Genomic DNA, 23,166 nt, shown 5'->3' with positions numbered 1-23,166 from the left:
GAGAATGAGGCTCATGTTACAGCGCCGAATCGCCGCTTTGACCATGATGGTCGCAGGCGTCATTTTCACCGTGGTGCCTCCGGCGGCGGCAGAGAATTCTTATGGCCGCCGTGATTATCAGCACAACTATCAACATCGTCAATCGCAGGTAAGCTTCTCGACGGACGGGCTGCCATCCACCCTCTCCGGCGGCACTTACGTCGGTGCGATATCGGCGCTACGCGTTCGCGGCAATGGCAATTATTTCGCAATTGGCGGCGGGCTTTCACGGAAAGGCGCAGCGGTTGCGACGGGCGCGCAACTTGCGCCAAAGGCGAAAATCATCAATGTCCGCGCTGAAACCGCTGGCGACGCCTGCGCCTATGAGCATGGTGTCTGCATTATCCGGCCATAGAGTATTTCCGGTAAGAAGCTGGTTTACTGCAAATGCGTGATGCGCTGATCAGATGAAACGCCACACCGTGGTCTTCTTCACTTCGCTGTCTTCCAGCGCCCGCGTCACCGGCACCTGATAGATCGCCTCCGCGCGGAGCCGCGCTCTGGGCAAATAAGCGCGTCCGGGATCGCCGACGAGAACGCTCACGCCTTTTTCCGTCAGTTCCAGAAACCACGGTACAAGAAGCTCGGCAAAGGCACGGTCGTAAAACACATCGCCGGCCAGCAGAACATCCGCTTCGACCGCTTTCCCAACCAGATCAAGCCCGGTGAAAGCAATGTCCACGCCATTGAGAGCCGCATTCAGCCGAATAGCCGTCTCTGTCCACGGATCGATATCGGCCGCCAGAACAGCACCCGCGCCCGCCTTTGCCGCAGCGATGGCGACCAGACCGGAGCCGCTGGCGAAATCCAGCACGCGCCTGCCGGAGACGCTGTCGGGATGATCGAGAACGTAGCGGGCAAGCCCCTGCCCGCCGGCCCAGGCGAAGGCCCAAAAGGGCGGCGGCAGGCCGATCGCTTCCAGCTCCTCCTCCGTCTTCAGCCATAGCTCATGGGCTTCGGTGGCGAGATGAAGACGCAACTCCGGCACATGCGGCGGATGCATGATGGCGGTATTGTCGAGAATGAAGCGTTCGGGATCGGTCCTCACCGAAGCATCAGTCCGGTGACTTCGGTGGGTTGGCGAGACCGCCCATGCGGCAGACCTCGAGATATTCCTCTTCCGTCACCGGCTGCACGGAAAGCCGCATGGAAGTGACAAGCGACATCTTCGCCAGCTTCGGATTGGCTTTCACATCCTTCAGCGAAACGGGCTGCGGCATGTCGCACACGGCGCGGATATCCACGCAATCCCATTTCAGATCGCCTTCGGCGGTCGAGTCCGGATGCGACAATGCGCAGACTTCGACGATGCCGACGACATCCAGCCCCTCATTGGAGTGGTAAAAGAAACCCTTGTCGCCGATCTTCATGGCCCGCATGTTGTTGCGCGCCTGATAATTGCGCACGCCGGTCCATTCTTCGCCCGCCTCGCCCTTGGCCTTCTGCATTTCCCAGGACCATTTGAACGGCTCGGACTTATAAAGCCAGTAATTCGCCATGTCCGGTCATGCTCCCGGATTGTTGAAGACCCAATTATAGGGCTTCACGTCAACGCTTTCGAACAGGCCGGCCTTGGCGTAGGGATCGGCATCGGCGAGAGCCTTCGCGGCATCGATATCGGCGGCGTCAACGATCACGAGGCTGCCATTCGGCTTGCCTTCGGCATCCAGAAACGGGCCGGCGATCTTCAGCGTGCCCTCGGCATTCAGCTTGTTCAGGTGCTCCAGATGCGCCGGGCGCGTTTCCATGCGCACATTCAGATGGCCGGGCTTGTCCTTGCAGATAAAGGCAAACAGCATTTTCGTCTCCTCGTTAAAACATCTCTTCCAAACGCGTCAGCGGTTTGGAGCGAAGACCCGCCCTCATTCGGTGGTGATGGGCCGTGTCATCAATTGTTGCATGGCGCTCGCCACATCCAGATTGCCGTCAATGATAGCGGCCACGGCTTCGGTAACCGGCATGTCGACAGCGTGACTTTCCCCGAGCCGGGCGGCGACGGCTGCCGCGAAAGCGCCCTCCACCAGCCCGCCGGACATATCCTTGCCCTCACCCCGGCCAAGCGCGATACCGAAACGCAGGTTTCGAGACTGGTGGCTGGTGGCGGTCAGCACCAGATCGCCAAGGCCCGAGAGGCCGCGCACCGTGTCCGCCTTCCCGCCCATCGCAACGATGAGACGCGACATTTCGGCAAGCCCGCGCGAAATCAACGCCGCCCGGGCGGAATCGCCAAGACCCGCGCCTTCGACGATGCCGGCGGCAATGGCAAGAACATTCTTCAGCGCCCCGCCCAGCTGCACGCCGATGCGGTCGGTCGAGGCATAAAGCCGGAAGGTCTTGCCGGAAATCGTGGTCGCAAGCCGCTCGGCTATCGCCGCGTCTTCCGCCGCAATCGCCATGGCCGTCGGCAAACCACGCGCTATGTCGGCCGCAAAGCCCGGACCGGACAGAACCGCAATCGGATGATGAGGCAGTTCCGCTTCCAGAAGTTCCGTCAGCAGCCGGCCGGAGCTGCGGTCGATACCCTTGGCGCAGGTAACAATGATTGAGTCATTAGCCAGATAAGGGCCGTAATGACGGGCCGCATCGGCATGAGCCTGCGAGGGCATGGCGAAGAGGACGATGCCGGCGCCGGCCAGCACATCGGGCTCGGCGGAAAATTCAAGCGCATCCGGCAGATCGACGCCCGGCAGGGCCGCCTCGTGCACGCGGTCGCTCCTGAGGTCGGCCATCAGCGATGGGTCGCGGCCGAGCAGGGTCACGTCATGCCGGTTTTCCAGCGCGATGACCACAGCAAGCGCGGTTCCGAAGGCGCCGGCGCCGATGACGACGATTTTCTCCCGCTGCATCAGGCCTTGGCTCCCCTTTTACCGAAACCGATCAATGTCTCCGCACTACCATCCAGCGGCCAGCGCGAGCGCGGCGGGATTTCGAGCGGATCTGGGTCCCGGCCGTCCGCCATGCGCTCCAGCCCCGCCCAGGCGATCATCGCGGCATTATCGGTGCAGAGCCGGTGCGGCGGCGCGACGAAGCGGAAGCCATGGGTATCGCAAAGCGATTGCAGCGTCTGGCGGATTTCCTGATTGGCGGCGACGCCGCCGGCGACGACCAGAGCAGGCTCGGTTTCTGTGCGCGGAAATTCCTGCCTGAAACGGGCAAGGCCACGGCCAATCCGATCCTTGAGCGTGCGCGACACCGCTTTCTGGAACGAGGCGCAGATATCGGCGATATCCTGCTCGGAAAGCGGCGCGATGGCGGTAGCGGCCTGCCGCACCGCCGTCTTCAGGCCGGAAAAGGAAAAATCGAGCCGTGCTTCGCCGACCATGGGACGCGGAAGCGGGAAGCGGTTCGGATCACCCTTCGCCGCCGCCTTCTCGACCGCAGGGCCGCCGGGATAGGGCAGGCCCAGAAGTTTCGCGGTCTTGTCGAAGGCCTCCCCCAGCGCGTCATCGATGGTGGTGCCCCAACGCTCATAATCGCCCACGCCACGCACCAGCACCAGCTGGGTATGGCCGCCGGAGACGAGCAGCATCAGATAGGGAAAAGACAGGCCGTCGGTAAGGCGCGCCGTCAGCGCGTGGCCTTCCAGATGGTTGATGGCGTAAAGCGGCTTGCCGGCCGCCTTGGCGATGGCCTTGCCCGTCATCAAGCCCACCAGCAGGCCGCCGATGAGGCCGGGGCCAGAGGTGGCGGCGATGGCGTCGACATCGGCAAGGGTCACGCCCGCCTGCTCCAGCGCTTCTTCCACCAGCGTATCCAGCGCCTCGACATGGGCGCGCGCGGCAATTTCCGGCACCACGCCGCCATAGGCGCTGTGTTCCTCAAGCTGCGACAAAACGACGTCGGAGACGATCTCGCCATGGCCGTCCGCATGCCGAACCACAATGGATGCGGCGGTTTCGTCACAGCTTGTCTCTATGCCGAGGATACGAAGAAAGGGGGTCATCAAATCTGTTCGTTCATTGCGATCATGCGCTGAGTTGGTCTAAGACAACTCCGGTAACAATGGATAGACGCGGATGCAAACAAAACCTTTCCGAATCGGCACGCGCGGCAGCCCGCTGGCGCTCGCGCAGGCTTACGAAACGCGCAACCGGCTGATGGCGGCGCATGGCCTGCCGGAAGAAATGTTCGAAATCGTCGTGCTGTCCACCAAGGGCGACCGGATAACCGACCGCGCTTTGTCGGAAATCGGCGGCAAGGGCCTCTTCACAGAGGAGCTGGAAAGCCAGCTTTTGTCCGGCGAACTCGATATGGCCGTGCACTCCTCCAAGGACATGCCGACGGTTCTGCCCGAAGGCCTCTATCTGTCCGCTTTCCTGCCGCGTGAGGATATACGCGACGCCTTCATCGGCCGCACCGCACCGAAGCTGCTGGAGCTGCCGCAAGGCGCCGTGGTCGGTTCCGCATCCCTGCGCCGCCAGGCGCTGATCCGCCGCCTGCGGCCGGATCTGAGCGTCATCATTTTTCGCGGTCAGGTCGAGACTCGCCTGCGCAAGCTGGAGGAAGGCCAGGCGGATGCGACACTTCTCGCCTTTGCCGGCCTGAAGAGACTTGGTAAGGACAATGTGCCGACGGAAATTCTCGACCCTAAGGAATTCCCTCCTGCTCCGGCCCAGGGCGCAATCGGCGTGGAAAGCCGCATCGGCGATGCGCGCATGGACGAACTGCTCGCACCCATAAACGACAGGCCCACTCATGATGCCGTGACCTGCGAGCGCGCCTTTCTGGCAGCACTCGATGGTTCGTGTCGCACGCCGATTGCCGGCTACGCCACCTGCGATGGCGAGGAACTACATTTTTCCGGCCTGATCCTCACCCCCGATGGCCAGACGAGCCACGGCATCGAAGCCTCCGGCAACCGCCGCGATGCGGCAAAGCTCGGCCGGCAGGCCGGCGAAGACGTGCGCGCCAAGGCGGGCAGCAATTTCTTCGAAGGCTGGAGCTGAGCCGATGCGGATCGTCGTCACCCGGCCGCAGCGTTCGGGCGAAAGGACGGCAGCAAAGCTTGAAGCGCTTGGCTATGCGCCAGTGCTTCTTCCGCTGTTTTATCCCGCCCATCATGGCGAACGCGCCGTCTCGGCGCTATCCGCCCCGCTGGCGGCCATCGCGGTGACCAGCGCCGAGGCGCTGCGGGCGCTGGAAACATCGCGGGACCGGTTGGCTCCCTATCTGTCAAAACCGCTTTTCGCTGTCGGTGGAGCAACGGCGGAAGCGGCGGAAAAAACCGGCTTCGAACAGATTTTCACCGCCTCCGGCGACGCCGTGAGTCTGACCGCGCTGGTGGCCGAGCACCGGACTCTATTTTCCGAAGAAGAACCCCTGCTCTATCTCGCCGGCAGGCCCCGTGGCGCCGTCTTCGAGGAAGGCCTTGCCGCCGCCAGCATTCCCTTCAGAATGGTGGATTGTTACGAGATGCTGCCCTCCGACATTTCGGAGACGATGCTAGAGACGGCGCTTGTCGAAAGCGTTGCCGATGTGGTCCTGCTCTATTCATCGGAAGCGGCGCGGGCCTTTTTCCATCATGTATCGACGGAAAAATACGTGGCGGCGCTGGCAACGACACAATTCATCTGCATCAGCCGCAACGTGTTTTCTCTCGTTCCGGAAATCTTCCGCGCAAACGCCAAGGCCGCCGAAGAACCGAGCGAGGCGGCGATGTTTGAACTTCTACGCCATAACTCTGGAACCTAATTCGAGCTCGCCTCTTTCCTTTGCCGCCGTCACTGACTAGGTTTAGATTACTGCAGGCAGAAATGAGGTTGTCATGGTATCGGGAAAGCCGCCACGCCACTCCAAGTCCAAAGCCGAACCGGTCACCATCGACCTGGACGCCAAAGACGTGAAAGCAATTTCCGCCGACGTGGACGCTGCCAAGACGGACGAAAAGCCCGGTAACAAAACACCTGCGGCCACCGCAGAGCCGGGTGTTTCGGAGACAAAGCCCGAAGCAGCCGCAACGGGCAACCCCGCCCCCATCTGGGACGAGCCAAGAAAACCCCTATCGAGCCCGAACCCAATGTCGGCAAAGCGGAATCCGTAGCCACGGCACCGAAGGCTGAGAGTCGGGAAGACAAGCAGAAAGAGCCCGTCTCGCCAGCCCCTGTTTCGTCCAAAGCCGATACAAAACCGTCCACGGGCACCATTGGCACAAGCGCCGCTGCGGCTACAGCTGCTGCTGCGAAGCCGGCCTTCGGCTCCACAGCGTCCTCCAGCGCATCCAGCGGCGCCACCGCTGCAAAACCATCGATGGCAACCTCCTCCTCAGGACCGGCAAAGCCCTCCACACCGCAGCAGGCGGAGCGCAAACAGGCGGCGACCTCCGGCCTGATCGCGGCGGGTATCGTCGGCGGCCTTGTGGCGCTCGCCGCCGCAGGCAGCATGCAATATGCCGGCATCCTGCCCTCCTTCAATGCAGGCAGGACGGGAAGCGAGGAAATCGCAGCACTGAAAACCGATCTGGGCAGCTTGCGGCAGCAGCTTGCCAATGCACCAGCCGCCGACACCTCGGCGCTGGAACAGCGCATCGCAACCCTCGAAGGCGCAAAGGGTGAGACCCCGCAGGTGGATGGGCTGTCGGAAAAAATCGCCGCGCTGGAATCCACCCTCCAGTCGGAGCGATCCGCGCAGGCATCGGCGACGGCGGAACTGACACGCCGTCTTGCGGATGCGGAAGCCAAGATCAACGAGCCGCGCGACGATATCGAAGTCGCCCGCGCCATCGCTTCCGCCGCGCTGAAGGCCGCGATCGATCGCGGTGGGCCGTTCCTGACGGAACTCGACACCCTATCCAAGGTAACGCCCGACGATCCGGCCATCGCATCGCTGCAATCCTTCGCCGCAACCGGTGTGCCGTCACGTTCGGAACTGATGCAGAAATTCCCAGACGTCGCCAATGCGATGCTTTCCGCCATCAACCAGCCTGACCCCAATCAGGGCATCATGGAACGCCTGACCGAAAGCGCCTTTTCGCTGGTGAAGGTACGCCCTGTCGGAAATATCGAGGGCGAGACCCCCGAAGCCAAGATCGCGCGCATGGAAAACAAGCTGCGCAACGGCGATCTGCAGGGCGCGGCGCTTGAGTGGAACGGGCTTCCCGATGCCGCCAAGACGGCATCCGCCGATTACAAGAAATCGCTGGATGCGCGCATCGAGGTCGAAAATCTGGTCGGCGGCACATTGAACCGCGCCATCACCAGCACCGGCAGGCAGGGGTAAGGGCATGACCAGAATTCTGACTTTCGCCGTTATCGTTCTGGCTCTCGGCTTCGGTTTCTCCTGGCTGGCCGACAGGCCGGGTGTGCTTTCCATCGTCTGGCAGGGCCAGCTGATCGAAATGAGCCTGATGGTCGCCGCCTCCATCCTCGCGGCGCTGGTCGCCGCCGTCATGCTGGTCTGGTGGATCGTCAATGCCATCTGGACCTCGCCCAATGCCGCCCGGCGCTATTTTCGTGCCCGCAAGCGCGACCGGGGTTATCAGGCGCTCTCCACCGGGCTCATCGCTGCCGGGGCCGGCAATGCCATCCTCGCCCGCAAGATGACGGCCCGCACTCAAGGGTTGCTCAGCGCCGATCAGGAGCCGCTGATCCATCTGCTCGATGCGCAGGCTGACCTGATTGAAGGCAAATATGGCGAGGCGCGGCGCAAATTCGAAGCCATGGCCCGCGATCCCGAAACCCGCGAGCTTGGCCTTCGCGGCCTCTATATCGAGGCCCGCCGTCAGGGCGCCTATGAAGCCGCCCAGCAATATGCCGAGGATGCAGCGGAAAAAGCTCCCTATCTGCCCTGGGCCGCGCAGGCGACGCTGGAAAACCGCTGCCGCAACGGACAGTGGGACGATGCCATCCGCCTGCTCGACCAGCAGAAGGCGGCCGGCGTCATCGAACGCGGTGAGGCGGAACGTCTGAAAGCCGTGCTTCTTACTGCCAAGGCCGGAGAAAAGCTGGAAAGCGATCCGGTTGGCGCGCGCGAGGATGCCAAGCACGCTCTCAAGCTTGCCAAGAGCCTCGTTCCGGCAGCGCTGATCGCGGCGAAATCCTATCTCCGGGAAGACAATCTGCGCAAGGCAGCCACGGTTCTGGAACCCGTCTGGAAAAACGATCCGCACCCGCAGATCGCCGAACTTTATGTCCGCGCACGCAGCGGCGATACCGCCATCGACCGGCTGAAACGGGCTGAGCGGCTTGAGAGCCTGAAGCCCAACAACATCGAATCCCTGTTCGCCGTGGCACAGGCAGCGCTCGACGCCAAGGAATTCGCCAAGGCGCGGGCCAAGGCCGAAGCCGCCGCCCGGATCGAACCGCGCGAGAGCATCTTCTTGCTAATGGCCGATATCGAGGAGGCCGAAACCGGCGATCAGGGCCGTGTGCGCTACTGGATGGCGCAGGCGCTGCGCGCGCCGCGCGACCCCGCCTGGGTGGCCGACGGCGTCGTTTCGGAAAAATGGCTGCCGGTCTCGCCGGTCACCGGCCGTCTCGATGCTTTCGAATGGAAAGCGCCTTTCGGCCAGCTAGAAGCTCCAGTCGAAGACCTGACAATCGAAAACGCGATTGCCGCAGCGCCCGCACGGGCCGAACCGACCGCGAAAACGATCATTGTCGAAGCCGCACCGGAGACACGCGCCGAACCGAAACCCGCCCCGGCCGCACCGATCGAGGTCAAGCCGGCCGTATCGGTCCCGCAGGAGAAAAAGCCGGTTACAATCGAAGCGCCAGTGGAAACCGATGCGACGGATGAAAAGGCGGAAGCCGTGCCGTTTTTCGGCGGCGCGCCGGACGATCCAGGTGTCAAGAAACCCGGTGCGGAAGCCGAACCCAAGACTCGGCTCAAACTCTTCTGACGAACAGGATATCGATGTTCCAGCAAATACAGTCGTTTATTCAGAACCTCGTCGGCCCGCATGGGGATGATTTCAGCCCGGACGATCTGAGGGTGGCGGTGGCCGCTCTCTGTTTCCAGGTCATGGAAGCGGATGGCACCGTCTCGAAAAGCGAGCGTGACCGCCTGCGCGAAATCCTGCAGGACTATTACCATCTCGATGCCGGAAAGCTGGACGCGCTTCTCGCCGCCGGCCAGGAGGCCGGCAAGGAAGCCGTCGATTATTACCGCTTCACCACCGATATACGCCGCCATCTCGATGAAGATCAGCGCGTGGAGCTTATTGGCATATTATGGGATATTGTTTACGCTGACGGCGAACGAAGCGAAATGGAAGACCATGTGATCTGGCGAGTCGCCGACCTGCTTGGTGTATCCGTGCGCGACAGGGTTCTGCAACGTCAGCAGGCCGCCACGAGGTCCGGGCCCGCTGAAGAAAGCGAAAACGAAGACGATGCTGTTTGACCCTTCCAGGCAACAGAGAAAACAACCATCGCTGCTCATCGTCCTGCATCAGGAACGTTCCACGCCCGGCCGTGTCGGCCAGATGCTGGTGGAAAAAGGGTATCGTCTGGATATAAGGCGCCCTGCGCTCGGCGATGACCTGCCGCAAACGCTGGAGAAACACGCAGGCGCCATCATCTTCGGCGGACCGATGAGCGCCAACGATTCTCATGACTACGTCAAAGCCGAAATCGACTGGCTGAAGGTGCCGCTGAAGGAAAACAAACCCTTTCTCGGCATCTGTCTCGGCGCGCAGATGCTGTCCAAACATCTCGGCGGCAAGGTGGAGGCCGACAGGGAGGGCAAGGTGGAGATCGGCTGGTATCCGCTTCATGCCACCGAACATGGGCGGCTTCTGATGCCCCATTGGCCGAAGATGGTCTATCATTTCCACAAGGAAGGGTTCGAGCTGCCCCGCGGAGCCGAACTTCTGGCCTCGGGCGAGACCTATCCCAATCAGGCCTACCGCTATGGAAAAAACGCCTGGGGCCTGCAGTTTCACGCCGAACTGACCCGCGCCATGATGCATAGCTGGGTGGTGCGCGGCGCGCAGCGCTTCGGCATGCCCAATGCGCAGGTGGGCAGCCAGCATCTGGAAGGCCGCATGCTGTTCGACACGCCGCTCAGGGCATGGCTCGGCAATTTCCTCGATCTGGTTTTTGAGGGCAAGGCGCAGCGCTAGAGCGGGATGGCGAAAAGTGTGAGCGGTTTTCGCCTGAAATCCCGCGTCTCAACTTTTTGATTTAGATCATGATGATTTTAGGTCGATTCGACCTAAAATCATCATGATCTAATGCCCATCGCCATCAGTGCGGCGCATCCAGATTGTCGATCTTGCGCAGCTTGGAGAAACCGAGCGCCCAGATAACCGCCACAGCAAGCGTGCCCGCCCCGCCGATGACAACGGCCGGCACGGCCCCGACGACATGCGCCATGGTGCCGGCGCGGAATTCGCCCAGCTCGTTCGATGCGCCGACGAACACCATGTTCACGGCATTCACGCGCCCGCGCACCTCATCCGGCGTCCACAGCGCGATCAGGGTCTCGCGCACATAAACCGACACCATGTCGGATGCGCCCATGACCACCAGCGCGGCGATGGACAGCCACGCGGTTTGCGAAAGCCCGAAGACCACGGTGGAGATGCCGAAGAGGCCGACGCCGGTAAACATCAGCAGACCGGCATGGTGACGAATGGGCTTGAAGACCAGAATGACCGCAACGGTGATGGCCCCGATGCCGGGTGCTGCGCGCAGAAGCCCGAGACCCCATGGCCCGAGCGTCAGCACTTCCTTGGCAAAAATCGGCATCAGCGCAACGGCGCCGCCCAGCAACACCGCGAAAAGATCGAGCGATATCGCACCGAGAACGATTTTTTCCTGCGCGATGAATTTGAAACCGGCGAGCATGGTTTCGAGACTGATGGCTTTTGCCGGGCCGCGTTGTTCCGGCTTGCGGATCGTCACCGCAAGCGTCGCCGATACGATAAAGAGCACGAATGCCACACTATAGGCGACGGAAGCACCGAGGCCATAAAGCAGGCCGCCGGCGACGGGACCGAGAATGGACGCCATCTGCCACGAAGAGGAATTCCATGCGATGGCGTTCGGCAAATCCTCTACCGGCACGAGATTGGGCGCCAGCGACTGAACCGCCGGTCCCATGAAGGCGCGCTCTATGCCGAAGACCACAAGAATGGCGAAGACCGGCCAGGGGGAAAAGCGGTGCGTCAGCGTAAGACCCAGAAGAGCGGCAGCGCACAGCGCCGCAATCAGCAGGCATATGGCCATGATGCGCCGACGATTGTGCCGGTCGGCGACCGTTCCAGTGACGAGGATCAGAAGCAGCGACGGCAGAAACTGGAAAAGACCGATCAGGCCGAGATAAAAGGCGTTGCCGGTCACCTCATACATCTGCCAGCCGACCGAGACGCTGACGATCTGGATGGCGAAGGCAGAAAAAAACCGGGCGCTGAAAAAGCGGCGATAAGAACTATGCCGGAATGCACCGAAACGGTTTTCGGCGGAAGGGAGGGACATCGGCTGGGTGCTCGCGAGACAATATGAGAGCTTTGCAATAGAGCGATATCACAGGAATCGCCAGCCCTCACCAGCGGGATGACGAAAAGTGTGAGCGGTTTTCGTCTGAAATCCCGCTGCAAAGCCATGAACCAGATTGTGATGATCGCCGGTCGATCAGATCAAAGATCATTACGATCTGGCGCAACACTTGCCGGTTCACGGTTCAATGTCTAAATGTCTTGCAACCAAGATACGGAGATATTGATGCTTGCCCTGTTTCAGACCATCGATCTGGCCTTGAACCTCTATACGTGGGTGCTGATCGCCAGCGCTATTTTTTCCTGGCTTTACGCCTTCAACGTCATCAATTCCCGCAACCAGTTCGTGAATGCCATCGGCAGCTTTCTGTTCAATGTCACGGAACCGGTTCTGCGCCCCATCCGCCGCATTCTGCCCAATCTCGGCGGCATCGACATTTCGCCGATCATCGTGCTCCTCATCATCTTCTTCATCCGCTCCTTCATGTGGAACACGCTTTACCCGATGGTCGCTTGAGCGGCTGCTGGCAGAAGCATAGCGACCATGTCCGCCTGACCGTCCGCCTCACGCCGAATGGCGGGCGGGACGCCATCGACGGCGTGGAAAAGGATGCGGAGGGAAACGCGCATCTGAAGGCCCGCGTCAGCGCCGTGCCGGAAGGCGGCAAGGCCAACAAGGCCCTGATTGTTTTGCTGGCGAAAAAACTCGGCCTGCCGAAATCCTCCATCAGCTTCGTTTCAGGCGAAACGGCGCGTAAAAAAATCCTCCGGATCGACATCGACCCGGAGGATTTCGAAGAGCTATTCAAAAAGCTCGAAAACTAAAGCGCATTGCGTTTAATCTGATTCATGCGACGCGCTTTAGATCTTTATTTTTAAGCATGTCTTTGTCCCAAAACCGCTGCACACTTTTGGGAGACATGCTTTAGATCAGCCCTGCGCCTTGTAGCGCTCGATGGCTTCGACGATCAGCTTCTTGGCGACGTCGACATCCTGCCAGCCGCCCATCTTCACCCACTTGCCGGGCTCCAGATCCTTGTAGTGCTCGAAGAAGTGCTCGATCTGCTTCAGCGTGATTTCCGGCAGGTCGGTGTAGTTGTGGACCTTGTCGTAACGGCGCGTCAGCTTCGGAACCGGCACAGCGAGAATCTTCTCGTCCTTACCACCGTCATCTTCCATGATCATCACGCCGATGGGGCGGACATTGATGACGCAGCCTGGAACCAGCGGACGGGTGTTGCAGATGAGAACGTCGATCGGGTCGCCATCGTCGGACAGGGTGTGCGGTACGAAACCATAGTTACCCGGATAGGTCATCGGCGTGTAGAGGAAGCGATCGACGATCAGCGCACCGGCATCCTTGTCCATCTCGTACTTGATCGGGTGTCCACCGACCGGCACTTCAACGATGACATTCACGTCATCCGGCGGATTCTTGCCTACGGAAATTGCATCGATACGCATTCGCTTCCCTCATTCGACGGGTTGGATTTGGTTTTCGATACTGGGAAAGTCGCCGCATTGCAACATGGCTTTGGGCGGATAAGGCAGAATGCGGGATTTGAGGCTATCGCATTTGCGCATGGCCGGCCGCGAGAATGAACCCAAGGCCAGATCACCCGGCATTGTTTGTCAGTTCCAGACGAAACCGACCTTGCGAAGCGACTTGCCGTCGAAATCTTCCATGCCTTCGGCGATATCGCGGCCACCGTGAGAGCGGAAAAAGCGATTGGCCACATCGCTGTCTTCAAGGCACCAGACAACGATGCCGTTGCAGCCAAGCGAGGTCAGCAGTCTGCGCGCTTCCGTAAACAGCAGCGAGCCAAGCCCGATGCCCTGATATTCCGGCCGGAGATAAAGTTCGTATATCTCGCCGTCCTGCGGCAGCCCGCGTGCCCGGCTGAGGCCCAGCGTCGCATATCCTGCGACCACACCGGCCACCTCCACCACCAGCATCGTTGCGGAGCCTTTGGTCGCCTTCTTCCACCAGACTTCTCCACGACGCTCGAGCATCTGCGTCAACGGCCGATGCGGGATAAGCCCGGCATAGGCCTGTTGCCACGACAGACGGTGCGCCTCGGAGATGGCGCGCGCATCATGCGGTTCAGCACGGCGAACATCGATGGATAACGTTTTCATAACGCGATTCTGGCCCCGGCCACGCAAACTTACCAGTCATAAAGGTTAACGCCGGCAAGCTTACCCACAGCCTATTCATGTGGACGACCGATAAAAATTAACGCATCCTTAACCTTTGGCAAAGCGCCTTTCGACTCATGCACACATAAAAACGAACGCATAAAAAAACCCGGCTCGAGGCCGGGTTCTTTCAAATTCGTAACGACAAGCCGCAATCAGACAGCGAGCTTGGCCTTTTCAAAACGCTTACGATCGTTGGCGTCCAGGAACATCTTGCGCAGACGGATGGACTTCGGCGTCACTTCCATCAGCTCATCGTCCTGAATCCAGGAGAGCGCGCGATCGAGCGTCATGCGGATCGGCGGCGTCAGCTTCACGGCTTCATCCTTGCCGGCAGCGCGGATGTTGGTCAGCTGCTTGCCCTTCAGCACGTTCACTTCGAGATCGTTATCGCGAGAGTGAATACCGATGATCATACCAGCATAGACCTTCTCACCCGGCTCGATGATCATCGGGCCGCGATCTTCCAGGTTGAACATGGCATAAGCGACAGCTTCGCCCGAACCGTTCGACAAGAGAACGCCGTTCACGCGGCCGGCAATCTGGCCCTTGAAGGGCTGATAGTCGTGGAACAGACGGTTCATGATCGCCGTACCGCGGGTGTCGGTCAAAAGCTCCGACTGGTAGCCGATCAGGCCACGGGTCGGCGCATAGAACTTCAGACGAACGCGATTGCCGCCGGAAGGACGAAGCTCGGCCATTTCAGCCTTGCGCTCGGACATCTTCTGGACGACGACGCCGGAATGTTCTTCATCAACGTCGATCACGACTTCTTCGATCGGCTCCAGCAGGGTGCCGTTCTCATCCTTGTGCATGACGACGCGCGGACGCGAAACGGCAAGCTCGAAGCCTTCGCGACGCATGGTCTCGATCAGAACCGCCAGCTGCAATTCGCCACGGCCGGAAACGAAGAACGAATCCTTGCCTTCGGCTTCTTCGATCTTCAGCGCAACGTTACCTTCGGCTTCCTTGAACAGACGGTCACGGATAACGCGGCTCGTGACCTTGTCGCCTTCGGTGCCAGCCAGCGGGCTGTCGTTGACGATGAACGACATGGTAACGGTCGGCGGGTCGATCGGCTGCGCGGTCATCGCCTCGGTGACAGAGGGGTCACAGAAGGTGTCGGCAACAGTACCCTTGGAAAGGCCTGCAATGGCGACGATGTCACCTGCATGGGCTTCCTCAATCGACGTGCGCTCAATGCCGCGGAATGCGAGGATCTTGGAGATACGGCCGTTTTCAATAACCTTGCCGTCCTGGCCGAGAACCTTCACCGCCTGGTTCGGCTTGATGGAGCCGGAAGCGATGCGGCCGGTGATGATACGGCCGAGGAAGTTGTTGGCTTCAAGGATGGTGCCGATCAGGCGGAACGGACCTTCTTCGACCTTGGGCTCCGGAACGTGTTCGAGAACCAGATCGAGCAGCGGCGCAAGACCCTGATCCTTCGGACCTTCCGGGTTGACGTTCATCCAGCCATCACGGCCGGAACCGTAGAGGATCGGGAAGTCGAGCTGCTCGTCGGTGGCGTCGAGGTTGGCGAAGAGGTCGAAGACTTCGTTGATGACTTCTTCGTGGCGGCCATCCGGACGGTCGATCTTGTTGATCGCGACGATCGGGCGAAGACCGACCTTCAGCGCCTTGCTGACCACGAACTTGGTCTGCGGCATCGGGCCTTCCGAGGAGTCGACCAGAACGATAGCACCGTCCACCATCGACAGGATACGCTCGACTTCACCGCCGAAGTCGGCGTGGCCGGGGGTGTCGACGATGTTGATGCGGACACCCTTCCACTCCACCGAAGTCGCCTTGGCGAGAATGGTGATGCCACGTTCCTTTTCGAGATCGTTGCTATCCATCACGCGCTCGGCGACACGCTGGTTGTCGCGGAACGAGCCGGACTGCTTCAGAAGCTCGTCCACGAGCGTCGTTTTTCCATGGTCAACGTGCGCGATGATCGCGATGTTGCGAAGTGCCATTGTTCAAAATCTCTGAGGTTGGGCGCTATATTAATGAGAAACGCCAATTTAGTTTGGCGCGCTCATAACCTTTTTTTTGCAAATGCGAAAGGGGGGGCCTTGTCATAAGCCCCCTGCACTCAGGTTCTAGCTCAGAAATATGACAGTCTTTTATACCGGACTCTTATACCAGACCACGCTTCAAAAGCATGGCGTCCGGGCTCGGCATCTTGCCGCGAAAAGCAAGATAGGCCTCTTCCGGATCGATGGAACCGCCGACGGAATAGATATTGTCTTTCAACTTGCGCGCCATCTCGCCATCGAAGGGGTTGCCGGTTTCCTCGAAGGCTGAAAAGGCATCGGCATCCAGCACTTCCGACCACATGTAGGAATAATAGCCGGCCGAATATCCGTCGCCCGAAAAAACGTGCTGGAAATGCGGGGTCGCATGCCGCATGACGATAGACTTCGGCATATTCAGGGTGGAGAGCACCTCACCCTGCACGACCATCGGATCGCTTACGTTTTCCCGCGTGTGGAACGCCATGTCGACAATCGCCGAAGAGGTGAATTCCACCGTGCTGAAACCGGCATTGAAGGTCTGGGCGGCCAGAACCTTGTCCAGCAGCGCCTTCGGCATCGGCGCGCCTGTGTCATAATGCAGGGCGTATTTTTCCAGAATTTCCGGCACCGTCAGCCAATGTTCGTAAAGCTGCGACGGCAATTCGACGAAATCGCGCGAGACGCCCGTTCCGGAAACGGAAGGGTAAGTGACATTCGACAACATGCCATGCAGCGCGTGGCCGAATTCGTGAAACAGCGTGCGCGCATCGTCGAGCGAAAGCAGAGCCGGTTTGCCTTCAGCCGGTTTGGCGAAATTGCAGACATTGTAGATGATCGGAATTTCTCCGACCGTGCCGTTCTTCAGGGGTAGCTTGTGCTGCGACTGGAAGGAGCTCATCCACGCGCCGGAGCGCTTGGAGGGACGGGCGAAATAATCGCCGAGAAACATGGCCTTCAGATCGCCCTTTTCATCGCGGATTTCGAAAACCCGCACATCCGGGTGATAGGCGGCGCCGCCCTTGACTTCGACCGCCCGAATCCCGAACAAGCGCCCGGCCACATCGAAGCAGGCCTCGATGATATTTTCGAGCTGCAGATAGGGCTTCAACTCCGCCTCGGAGAAGCTGAATTTCCGTGCCCGCAACTTTTCGGCATAATGCCGCCAGTCCCAGGGCAGCACTTCGTGATTCCTGCCCTCCTCGGCGATGATGGCGGCCAGTTCGGCCTCTTCCTCGCCCGCACGGCGCACAGCTTTTTCCCAGACCTGCCCCAGAAGGCCGTTCACGGCATCGGGCGTCTTCGCCATCGTGTCATCAAGCTTGTAGGCGGCGAAATTCGCGTAACCGAGAAGCTTTGACTTTTCCTCGCGCAGTTCGAGCGTGCGGTGGACGATATCGCGATTGTCGGTCTCGCCGCCATTCTCGCCGCGCGCCACCCAGGCCCTGAAGGCCTGTTCGCGCAGATCGCGGCGTTCGGAAAAGGTGAGGAAAGGCTCGATGATGGAACGGGAAAGGGTGACAGCAAATTTGCCGTCCTCGCCATGCTCACGGGCCGCACCCGCCATCGCGTCGCGAAGAAAACCGGGAATGCCGGCAAGTTCCTCTTCCGTGGAAAGCAGAAGCTTCCAGTTCTTTTCATCAGCCAGCACATTCTGCCCGAATCTCGCACCGAGACCGGCAAGCTCCTCATTGATCGCCGCCAGTCGTTCCTGCCGGTCCTTCGGCAGCTTGGCGCCGGAACGCACGAAACCCTTCCAGTGCCGCTCGAGAACGCGGCTCTCCTCACCCGTCAGCCCAAGCGTTCCGCGCTTTTCCCACAATGTATCGATGCGCTTGAACAACGCTTCGTTCATGCCGATCTTCGAATAGTGCCGCGACAGTTTCGGTGCGATCTCCCGCTCCAGCGCCTGGATCACACCATTGGTATTAGCACCTGCCCTGTTCCAGAATAGCGACGAAATGCGCGAAAGATCGTCTCCGGCGATTTCGAGCGCGGTCACGGTGTTCTCGAAGCTTGGGGTCTCAGCATTGCCGGCAATAGCATCGATTTCCTGTTCGTGGGACAAAAGGGCGGCATCGAAGGCCGGAGCGAAATCCTCATCCCTGACCGCATCGAATTTCGGCAGACCATTGTGGCCGTTCCAGTCAACGAGTGCGGGATAAAGCGCGGTCTTGGATGGCATTTCATCTTCCTTGTACAATTCCGGTTTAAGCCCATATGGGCACGCCTCCACCGGCAATTCAATGCCGGACTTTGGTGCAAGGGAGATTGGCTGCGACCTGATTTTGTGCTTTTGCCTCAACTGCCGGCACAGACGCCGGATACCGATGGCAGGTGACCTATGTAAGGGACTTGACCGACGATATGGACCGGCATGGCAGATGAAATAAAACGCGGGATGTCCGATCTTCTTTGCTTTGGCGTAACAATCGTCGATTATGTTGCCGACCGTAACGCAATCGAACTGACACATACTTTACTCGATTTTCAACAATATGATTTATGCGCCATTGATTATCGCCGGGATTTTAGTAAGGCTGACTTACGAAAAGGCGAAGCATGGGCACTAAACGCGAAAAAGACTCGTTGGCATTTTTACTGAACAGCGGCGCACGCCTGCTGAACAGTGCGTTTGAGCGCCGAATTTCGGAGGCCGGGCTGGGCCTGACGCCCGGCGAAGCCCGCGCATTACTGACGGTTGCCGTCGTTGATGGCAGCAAACAGTCGGATATCGCCGCCCGGCTCGGCATTGAGCCGATGACGATCTGCGCCTATCTCGACAAGCTGCAATCTCTCGATCTCATCGAACGCCAGCAGGACCCGCAGGACAGGCGCTCCAAGCGCATCGTGCTGACAAAAAACTCCACCGACATGCTGGAAGCCGTGCGCCAGGAAATCGATGAACTCGTGCGTCACGCCACGCAGGGCCTGAATGAAGAGGAGGTCGCGCTTTTCCGCAGCTTCCTGCAGACCCTTCGCAACAATCTCCAGCCGGAACAGCCGGGCCAGAGCTGCTGATCGCAATGTCGCCAGAAACGATCATGTCCAGAAAGCGCACCGCCATACTCGGTGCGTTGCTGACGGCGCTGGCGCCGATTTCCATGGCGATCTACACACCGGCCATGCCGGAACTGACGCGGGTTTTCTCCACCACGGAATCCGCCGTCAAACTCAGCCTCTCGCTTTATTTCGCCGGTTTCGCCATCGCCCAGCTGCTCGCCGGCCCGGCATCCGATGCCTTCGGTCGGCGAAAGGCGAGTCTCGTTTTCCTCTCCATCTTTCTGGGCGGCGGACTGCTGGCGATCTTCGCCCCAACAATTGAAGTGCTGCTCTTCGCCCGGCTTGTTCAGGGCATTGGCGCCTCCGTCGGCATGACGGTGGCGCGCGCCATCGTGCGCGATCAATTCACGGGCGCCGAAGCCTCCAGCATCATGAACCTCATTGGCATCATGCTGGCCGTTGGCCCCGCCATGGGCCCGACCATCGGCGGGCTTTCGCTTGCGGCTTTCGGGTGGCAATCGGTATTTTTCCTCATGGCCGGCCTCGGGGCCATCGCCATCTTCTCCGTCGTGGTCTTCCTGCGCGAGACGACGATCCCGGACAGGAACCTTATCCGCCCGCGTCGCCTCCTGTCGGCCTACGGGACATTGCTCACCGAGCCGCGTTTTCTTCTGGCCGCACTGGTGCTCGGCGGTTCCATCGGCGCGCTTTATGCTCAGGCGACCATGCTGACCTTCATCCTCATCAATAAGGTCGGCATGACACCCACCGCCTTCGGCATCGGCATGCTGATGCAGACGGGCGCTTATTTCTTCGGCTCCATCGCCCTGCGTTATATCGCACCGAGGCTGGGTGACCGCCGTTCGGTCGTCCTCGGCCTCTGTTTTTCGGGAACAGGCGGTCTCCTTATCCTGCTGTCGGTGTTCCTGATACCGCCATCCTTTCTTTCGATCATGGGACCCGTGGCGGTCGCAACAGTCGGCATCGCCTTATTGACGCCATCCATGGTGACGGCGGCCCTCGCCCCATTCCCACATATTGCCGGCTCGGCATCGGCGATGATGGGCTTCATTCAGATGGGGTCGGGGTTTGCGGGCGGTGCCGCAGCCTCGCTTATCGGTTCGCCTTTGACCGGCTTCGGCGTCATCATCCCCGTGATGGAATTCACCGCAATCGCCAGCTACATCGGCTTCCGCATCGTCTCCAGACGAGAGACATGAAAAAAACCGCCGGCGTCGCCGCCAGCGGGTTTCATTATTTCTATTCCAGCAGAATTACTTGCTGATATTACGCTTTGCGAGCGTGCGAAGACGCAGCGCGTTGAGCTTGATGAAGCCTGCCGCATCCTTCTGGTCATAAGCGCCGTGGTCGTCCTCGAAGGTCACCAGCGCGTCGGAATAGAGCGACTTGGCGCTCTCGCGGCCGGTTACCATGACATTGCCCTTGTAGAGCTTCAGCGTCACTTCGCCTTCCACATGTTCCTGGCTCTTGTCGATCAGCGCCTGCAGCATTTCGCGCTCTGGCGAGAACCAGAAGCCGTAATAGATGAGCTCGGCGTAACGCGGCATCAGCTCGTCCTTGAGGTGGGCTGCACCCCGGTCAAGCGTGATGGATTCGATGGCGCGGTGCGCGGCAAGCAGGATGGTGCCGCCGGGCGTCTCGTAAACGCCGCGCGACTTCATGCCGACGAAGCGGTTCTCAACCAGATCGAGACGGCCGATGCCATTTTCGCGGCCGTAATTGTTCAGCGTCGCAAGAAGCGTCGCCGGCGACATTTCAACGCCGTTGATGGAGCAGGCATCGCCCTTGCGGAAACCGACCTTGATGACGGTTGCCTTATCGGGTGCGGCTTCCGGGGAAATGGTGCGCATATGCACATATTCCGGCGCTTCCTGTGCCGGGTCTTCCAGAACCTTGCCCTCGGACGAGGAGTGCAGCAGGTTGGCGTCGACAGAGAAAGGCGCTTCGCCCTTCTTGTCCTTGGCAACCGGAATCTGGTGCTGTTCGGCGAAGTTCAAGAGGTCGGTACGGCTCTTGAACGTCCAGTCGCGCCAGGGAGCGATGATCTTGATATCCGGGTTCAGCGCATAGGCCGAAAGCTCGAAACGGACCTGGTCGTTGCCCTTGCCGGTGGCGCCATGGGCGATGGCGTCGGCGCCGGTCTTCTTGGCGATTTCGATCAGGTGCTTGGAAATCAGCGGACGGGCAATGGAGGTGCCGAGCAGATAGACGCCTTCATAAACGGCGTTGGCGCGGAACATCGGGAATACGAAATCACGCACGAACTCTTCGCGGACGTCCTCGATGAAGATTTCCTTGATGCCCAGCATCTCGGCCTTCTTGCGCGCCGGCTCAAGTTCTTCGCCCTGGCCGAGATCGGCGGTGAAGGTCACCACCTCCGCGCCCAGTTCCGTCTGAAGCCATTTCAGGATGATCGAGGTGTCGAGACCGCCGGAATAGGCGAGAACGACTTTCTTAACGTCTTTCGGAAGTGCCATAGTGATGTCCATCTGCATGATGACGGCATTGGGACACCGCCATTTCCTTGGGATTTCGGCACTTTTACAGTGCAACCCGAAATGTGTGAAGCGCTTTTCCGTGAGATAAGCGACAAAACAATTGATGGGCGGGTACGACAGCGGGCGATGACCGGGCGCATCGATGGGAACGAAGCAATTGTCACATGCATTATGAAAATTCGCGCTTTATCATAAGCGGCGCGATCGACTTGAAGACCGTGAATGAAGCCACTCAGGTTCAGGCAACGTTGCAAACCGCTGGAAACAGCCGAAACGACGCGAAGGAGAAACCTATGACGACCATCCACCCCGCATTCAAGGAAGATAATGTCGCTGTCATCACCGGTGCGGCATCCGGCATCGGACTTGCCGCCGCCCGCAAATTCGCCGGTTTCGGCATGAGTGTCGTGCTCGTCGATCTCGACGGCGACAGGCTTGCCGCAGCCCATGCGGATATTCTGGCCGTCGCCAAGGACGGCGAAGCGCAGATCGTCGCCATCCCGACCGACATATCCAAACTCGATGAACTGGAGGCGCTGGAGCGCGCCGTAATCCAGCGTTTCGGACGCGTTCACGTTCTGATGAACAATGCCGGCATCCAGCCCGGCAGCGCCATTTTCGGCCCGCAGGCCAATTGGGAAAAAATCATCAACGTCAATCTGATGGGCGTCGTGAACGGCAGCCGTGTTTTCGGCCAGGGCATGATCGCCCATGGCGAGCCGGCGCTCATCATCAATACCGGCTCGAAACAGGGTATCACCACACCTCCCGGCGATCCCGCCTACAACGTCTCGAAGTCCGGCGTCAAAACCTTCACGGAAGCGCTTCAGCACGAATTGCGCAATATTCCGAACGGCTCGGTTTCTGCCCATCTGCTGATCCCCGGTTACGTTTTCACTGGTCTCACCGCCCATGGCAGAACGGAAAAGCCAGAAGGCGCATGGACCGGCGAACAGACCGTCGACTTCATGGTCGAAAGCATCGGCCGGGGCGATTTCTACATTCTCTGCCCGGATGGCGAGGTGGATCGCCCAACGGATGAAAAGCGCATTCTCTGGGCGGCCTATGACATCGTCCAGAACCGCCCTCCGCTGTCGCGCTGGCACACGGAATATTCCGCCGCCTTCACCAGCTTCCTGAAAAACTGAATGTTCGGGGCCGCCGCGATGTGAGCATTGCGGCGGCTTTTCGCGTCGATGCATTGGCGCTCAAAAACATTGGCAGAAGCGCGAAATCGCGTTAAGCACGGCAACCTCCAGATTTTACGGGTGCCGCGATGGATTTCGTTCCAGGCCTGCCAACATTGATCGCCTTCACCATCGCCATTCTGCTTCTGGCGGTGACGCCGGGGCCTGACATGACGCTGTGGATCAGCCGCGCTCTGCGCGAGGGCCGGACGGCGGGTTTCATGACGCTACTGGGAACCAATATCGGCATTACCGTGCACACGATGCTCGTCGCCTTTGGCGTCGCCGCCCTCATCGTCGCTTCGCCGACGGCTTTCATGATCCTGAAGACCGGCGGGGCCGCGTATCTGGTCTGGCTTGCCATTCAGGCGATCCGCAAGGGCTCGGATTTCGTGATGGTGAAAAGCACCGGCGAAAAAGCGCAATCCTCCCTTAAATCGGCGCTGTTGAACGGCATCTGGGTCAACCTGCTGAACCCGAAGATCATCATCTTTTTCATGACCTTCCTGCCGCAATTCGTCAGCGCATCCGACCCGCATGTAACCGGCAAGCTGATCTTCCTCGGCATATGGTCGATCATCGTCGCGCTGCCGATCGGTATCGGCATCGTGATCGCCGCAGATGTTCTTTCAGCCTGGCTGCAACGCAACCGGAAAATTCTGCGCGGACTGGATTATACGATCGCCGGCGTCTTTTCGCTTTTTGCCGTCAAGATTTTCTTCACGCAGGCGCGCTGACGGCAAACAAAAAAGGCGCCTTACGGCGCC

At 59.9% G+C, this 23,166-nt stretch carries 24 protein-coding genes and 1 pseudogene; 14 read left to right on the top strand and 11 right to left on the bottom strand.

Annotated features, from left to right (window positions below; all coding sequences use genetic code 11):
• Positions 1–13: 13 nt before the first annotated feature.
• Positions 14–394 carry a hypothetical protein gene (locus L901_RS20640; protein ID WP_059759904.1) on the top strand — a complete coding sequence of 127 codons (381 nt, stop codon included), beginning with the start codon at positions 14–16 and terminating at the stop codon, positions 392–394.
• Between the two features lie 48 nt (positions 395–442).
• Here L901_RS20640 and L901_RS20635 read toward each other — a convergent pair whose 3' ends face one another.
• From L901_RS20635 to tsaD, 5 genes are all read right to left on the bottom strand, one after another.
• Positions 443–1,087: a methyltransferase gene (locus L901_RS20635; protein ID WP_059759902.1), complete on the bottom strand. Its 645-nt coding sequence runs from the start codon at positions 1,085–1,087 to the stop codon at positions 443–445.
• A gap of 7 nt (positions 1,088–1,094) precedes the next feature.
• Positions 1,095–1,538, bottom strand: coding sequence for an EVE domain-containing protein (locus L901_RS20630; protein ID WP_003523502.1), 444 nt, complete (start codon positions 1,536–1,538; stop codon positions 1,095–1,097).
• 6 nt (positions 1,539–1,544) lie between these two features.
• The gene (locus L901_RS20625) at positions 1,545–1,838 is read right to left on the bottom strand and encodes a YciI-like protein (RefSeq protein WP_003523501.1); all 294 of its coding nucleotides are present in this window, start codon (positions 1,836–1,838) and stop codon (positions 1,545–1,547) included.
• A 63-nt stretch (positions 1,839–1,901) separates the two neighbouring features.
• On the bottom strand, positions 1,902–2,885 hold the full coding sequence (locus tag L901_RS20620) for an NAD(P)H-dependent glycerol-3-phosphate dehydrogenase (protein WP_059759900.1): 984 nt from the start codon (positions 2,883–2,885) through the stop codon (positions 1,902–1,904).
• On the bottom strand, positions 2,885–3,982 hold the full coding sequence (gene tsaD, locus L901_RS20615; RefSeq protein WP_059759898.1) for a tRNA (adenosine(37)-N6)-threonylcarbamoyltransferase complex transferase subunit TsaD: 1,098 nt from the start codon (positions 3,980–3,982) through the stop codon (positions 2,885–2,887). Before tsaD ends, L901_RS20620 begins: the two co-directional genes overlap by 1 nt.
• Positions 3,983–4,055: 73 nt before the next feature.
• On the opposite strand from tsaD, the gene hemC reads away from it, so the two are divergent.
• The 6 genes and pseudogenes from hemC (at position 4,056) to L901_RS20585 (ending at position 10,099) form a co-directional block, all read left to right on the top strand.
• Complete coding sequence (gene hemC, locus L901_RS20610) at positions 4,056–4,985, top strand: hydroxymethylbilane synthase (protein ID WP_059759896.1); 930 nt, start codon at positions 4,056–4,058, stop codon at positions 4,983–4,985.
• A gap of 4 nt (positions 4,986–4,989) precedes the next feature.
• A complete protein-coding gene (locus L901_RS20605) occupies positions 4,990–5,730 on the top strand; it encodes a uroporphyrinogen-III synthase (RefSeq protein ID WP_059759895.1) in 741 nt (246 codons plus the stop codon).
• A gap of 73 nt (positions 5,731–5,803) precedes the next feature.
• Positions 5,804–7,254 (top strand): annotated as a pseudogene (locus L901_RS20600) (COG4223 family protein).
• Between the two features lie 4 nt (positions 7,255–7,258).
• Entirely contained in the window at positions 7,259–8,875 is a 1,617-nt protein-coding gene (locus L901_RS20595; protein ID WP_059759893.1) for a heme biosynthesis protein HemY, read from the top strand.
• A 14-nt stretch (positions 8,876–8,889) separates the two neighbouring features.
• Entirely contained in the window at positions 8,890–9,378 is a 489-nt protein-coding gene (locus L901_RS20590; protein WP_020813557.1) for a TerB family tellurite resistance protein, read from the top strand.
• Positions 9,368–10,099: a glutamine amidotransferase gene (locus L901_RS20585; protein WP_003523491.1), complete on the top strand. Its 732-nt coding sequence runs from the start codon at positions 9,368–9,370 to the stop codon at positions 10,097–10,099. The genes L901_RS20590 and L901_RS20585 overlap by 11 nt, the downstream gene beginning before the upstream one ends.
• Before the next feature lie 124 nt (positions 10,100–10,223).
• Here the strand turns inward: L901_RS20585 and L901_RS20580 are convergent, their stop codons facing one another.
• A complete protein-coding gene (locus L901_RS20580) occupies positions 10,224–11,456 on the bottom strand; it encodes an MFS transporter (protein ID WP_059759891.1) in 1,233 nt (410 codons plus the stop codon).
• Positions 11,457–11,702: 246 nt separating this feature from the next.
• Here L901_RS20580 and L901_RS27505 point away from each other — a divergent pair, with 246 nt between their 5' ends.
• Together L901_RS27505 and L901_RS27500 are read left to right on the top strand one after the other, a co-directional pair.
• On the top strand, positions 11,703–11,993 hold the full coding sequence (locus tag L901_RS27505) for a YggT family protein (protein WP_003523487.1): 291 nt from the start codon (positions 11,703–11,705) through the stop codon (positions 11,991–11,993).
• Positions 11,990–12,301, top strand: coding sequence for a DUF167 domain-containing protein (locus L901_RS27500; protein WP_059759889.1), 312 nt, complete (start codon positions 11,990–11,992; stop codon positions 12,299–12,301). The genes L901_RS27505 and L901_RS27500 overlap by 4 nt, the downstream gene beginning before the upstream one ends.
• 105 nt (positions 12,302–12,406) lie before the next feature.
• Here the strand turns inward: L901_RS27500 and ppa are convergent, their stop codons facing one another.
• From ppa to L901_RS20550, 4 genes are all read right to left on the bottom strand, one after another.
• Positions 12,407–12,940, bottom strand: coding sequence for an inorganic diphosphatase (gene ppa / locus L901_RS20565; RefSeq protein ID WP_003523485.1), 534 nt, complete (start codon positions 12,938–12,940; stop codon positions 12,407–12,409).
• Positions 12,941–13,108: 168 nt separating this feature from the next.
• On the bottom strand, positions 13,109–13,615 hold the full coding sequence (locus L901_RS20560) for a GNAT family N-acetyltransferase (RefSeq protein ID WP_003523484.1): 507 nt from the start codon (positions 13,613–13,615) through the stop codon (positions 13,109–13,111).
• A 215-nt stretch (positions 13,616–13,830) separates the two neighbouring features.
• A complete protein-coding gene (gene typA / locus L901_RS20555; protein ID WP_003523483.1) occupies positions 13,831–15,651 on the bottom strand; it encodes a translational GTPase TypA in 1,821 nt (606 codons plus the stop codon).
• A gap of 163 nt (positions 15,652–15,814) precedes the next feature.
• Positions 15,815–17,875 carry a M3 family metallopeptidase gene (locus tag L901_RS20550; protein ID WP_059759887.1) on the bottom strand — a complete coding sequence of 687 codons (2,061 nt, stop codon included), beginning with the start codon at positions 17,873–17,875 and terminating at the stop codon, positions 15,815–15,817.
• Between the two features lie 192 nt (positions 17,876–18,067).
• Between L901_RS20550 and L901_RS27185 the strand changes: the two genes are divergently transcribed.
• The 3 genes from L901_RS27185 to L901_RS20540 are packed head-to-tail and all read left to right on the top strand — an operon-like array spanning position 18,068 to position 19,913.
• Positions 18,068–18,295: a hypothetical protein gene (locus L901_RS27185; RefSeq protein WP_147401559.1), complete on the top strand. Its 228-nt coding sequence runs from the start codon at positions 18,068–18,070 to the stop codon at positions 18,293–18,295.
• Positions 18,253–18,711: a MarR family winged helix-turn-helix transcriptional regulator gene (locus tag L901_RS20545; RefSeq protein ID WP_020813564.1), complete on the top strand. Its 459-nt coding sequence runs from the start codon at positions 18,253–18,255 to the stop codon at positions 18,709–18,711. The genes L901_RS27185 and L901_RS20545 overlap by 43 nt, the downstream gene beginning before the upstream one ends.
• 5 nt (positions 18,712–18,716) lie before the next feature.
• Complete coding sequence (locus L901_RS20540) at positions 18,717–19,913, top strand: multidrug effflux MFS transporter (protein ID WP_183044114.1); 1,197 nt, start codon at positions 18,717–18,719, stop codon at positions 19,911–19,913.
• Positions 19,914–19,967: 54 nt separating this feature from the next.
• Here the strand turns inward: L901_RS20540 and L901_RS20535 are convergent, their stop codons facing one another.
• Complete coding sequence (locus L901_RS20535; RefSeq protein ID WP_003523477.1) at positions 19,968–21,191, bottom strand: argininosuccinate synthase; 1,224 nt, start codon at positions 21,189–21,191, stop codon at positions 19,968–19,970.
• A gap of 314 nt (positions 21,192–21,505) precedes the next feature.
• Here L901_RS20535 and L901_RS20530 point away from each other — a divergent pair, with 314 nt between their 5' ends.
• Positions 21,506–22,360: an SDR family NAD(P)-dependent oxidoreductase gene (locus L901_RS20530; RefSeq protein WP_031234585.1), complete on the top strand. Its 855-nt coding sequence runs from the start codon at positions 21,506–21,508 to the stop codon at positions 22,358–22,360.
• Positions 22,361–22,488: 128 nt separating this feature from the next.
• The gene (locus tag L901_RS20525; RefSeq protein WP_059759885.1) at positions 22,489–23,136 is read left to right on the top strand and encodes a LysE family translocator; all 648 of its coding nucleotides are present in this window, start codon (positions 22,489–22,491) and stop codon (positions 23,134–23,136) included.
• Positions 23,137–23,166 lie beyond the last annotated feature (30 nt).

The organism is Agrobacterium sp. D14, from assembly GCF_001526505.1.
In the GTDB taxonomy this organism is placed as follows: Bacteria; Pseudomonadota; Alphaproteobacteria; order Rhizobiales; family Rhizobiaceae; genus Agrobacterium; species Agrobacterium leguminum.
This window is presented reverse-complemented; position numbering and strand designations above follow the sequence as displayed.

Bases quoted from the DNA above. Each gene is read 5' to 3' on its own strand.
- L901_RS20595 (WP_059759893.1), top strand. From the start codon at position 7,259: ATGACCAGAATTCTGACTTTCGCCGTTATCGTTCTGGCTCTCGGCTTC.
- L901_RS20550 (WP_059759887.1), bottom strand. From the start codon at position 17,875: ATGCCATCCAAGACCGCGCTTTATCCCGCACTCGTTGACTGGAACGGC.
- typA (WP_003523483.1), bottom strand. From the start codon at position 15,651: ATGGCACTTCGCAACATCGCGATCATCGCGCACGTTGACCATGGAAAA.
- L901_RS20590 (WP_020813557.1), top strand. From the start codon at position 8,890: ATGTTCCAGCAAATACAGTCGTTTATTCAGAACCTCGTCGGCCCGCAT.
- L901_RS20625 (WP_003523501.1), bottom strand. From the start codon at position 1,838: ATGCTGTTTGCCTTTATCTGCAAGGACAAGCCCGGCCATCTGAATGTG.
- ppa (WP_003523485.1), bottom strand. From the start codon at position 12,940: ATGCGTATCGATGCAATTTCCGTAGGCAAGAATCCGCCGGATGACGTG.
- L901_RS20620 (WP_059759900.1), bottom strand. From the start codon at position 2,885: ATGCAGCGGGAGAAAATCGTCGTCATCGGCGCCGGCGCCTTCGGAACC.
- L901_RS20535 (WP_003523477.1), bottom strand. From the start codon at position 21,191: ATGGCACTTCCGAAAGACGTTAAGAAAGTCGTTCTCGCCTATTCCGGC.
- hemC (WP_059759896.1), top strand. From the start codon at position 4,056: ATGCAAACAAAACCTTTCCGAATCGGCACGCGCGGCAGCCCGCTGGCG.
- L901_RS20545 (WP_020813564.1), top strand. From the start codon at position 18,253: ATGGGCACTAAACGCGAAAAAGACTCGTTGGCATTTTTACTGAACAGC.
- L901_RS20540 (WP_183044114.1), top strand. From the start codon at position 18,717: ATGTCGCCAGAAACGATCATGTCCAGAAAGCGCACCGCCATACTCGGT.
- L901_RS20630 (WP_003523502.1), bottom strand. From the start codon at position 1,538: ATGGCGAATTACTGGCTTTATAAGTCCGAGCCGTTCAAATGGTCCTGG.
- L901_RS20560 (WP_003523484.1), bottom strand. From the start codon at position 13,615: ATGAAAACGTTATCCATCGATGTTCGCCGTGCTGAACCGCATGATGCG.
- L901_RS20605 (WP_059759895.1), top strand. From the start codon at position 4,990: ATGCGGATCGTCGTCACCCGGCCGCAGCGTTCGGGCGAAAGGACGGCA.
- L901_RS27505 (WP_003523487.1), top strand. From the start codon at position 11,703: ATGCTTGCCCTGTTTCAGACCATCGATCTGGCCTTGAACCTCTATACG.
- L901_RS20580 (WP_059759891.1), bottom strand. From the start codon at position 11,456: ATGTCCCTCCCTTCCGCCGAAAACCGTTTCGGTGCATTCCGGCATAGT.
- L901_RS27185 (WP_147401559.1), top strand. From the start codon at position 18,068: ATGGCAGATGAAATAAAACGCGGGATGTCCGATCTTCTTTGCTTTGGC.
- L901_RS20640 (WP_059759904.1), top strand. From the start codon at position 14: ATGTTACAGCGCCGAATCGCCGCTTTGACCATGATGGTCGCAGGCGTC.
- tsaD (WP_059759898.1), bottom strand. From the start codon at position 3,982: ATGACCCCCTTTCTTCGTATCCTCGGCATAGAGACAAGCTGTGACGAA.
- L901_RS20525 (WP_059759885.1), top strand. From the start codon at position 22,489: ATGGATTTCGTTCCAGGCCTGCCAACATTGATCGCCTTCACCATCGCC.
- L901_RS20530 (WP_031234585.1), top strand. From the start codon at position 21,506: ATGACGACCATCCACCCCGCATTCAAGGAAGATAATGTCGCTGTCATC.
- L901_RS20585 (WP_003523491.1), top strand. From the start codon at position 9,368: ATGCTGTTTGACCCTTCCAGGCAACAGAGAAAACAACCATCGCTGCTC.